The organism is Pseudomonas sp. Xaverov 83 (genome assembly GCF_019352905.1).
Classification (GTDB): domain Bacteria; phylum Pseudomonadota; class Gammaproteobacteria; order Pseudomonadales; family Pseudomonadaceae; genus Aquipseudomonas; species Aquipseudomonas yamanorum.
In genome coordinates, this window is the sequence record NZ_JAAAFU010000080.1 from 1 (window position 1) to 371 (window position 371).

Consider the following 371-nt stretch of genomic DNA (forward strand, 5'->3'; position numbering starts at 1 on the left):
ACGGCTCCCACATTTTGATCTGTGCAGTGCTGGGGATTTAACGCCGGGTCAGTAACACACCCGATTCCATGTGGTGCGTTCAGGGGAACTGGTCAAACAGCGCGCCCTTGTGCTGGATGCCGAGCAGCAACTGTTCACGGCACGCCGCGACCTGGCGGATGCGAGGCATGCGTATCTGCTGGCGCGGATACAGCTGAAGTATTTTGCGGGGTTGCTGAACGAGCAGGATCTGCGGGCGTTGGCGGGGTATTTCCAGCCGTCGGCATGATGGCGATATTTGCCAACACACCGGTCGATTGTGGGAGCTGTCGAGCCTTGGCGAGGCTGCGATGGCGGCGGGACTGATGACATTTTTCTGTCTGACCTACCGC

At 59.3% G+C, this 371-nt stretch carries 1 pseudogene; it reads left to right on the top strand.

Annotated features, from left to right (window positions below):
• Positions 1-109 precede the first annotated feature (109 nt).
• Positions 110-268, top strand: a pseudogene (locus K0H47_RS26300) (TolC family protein); the annotation flags it as partial.
• Positions 269-371: the final 103 nt, after the last annotated feature.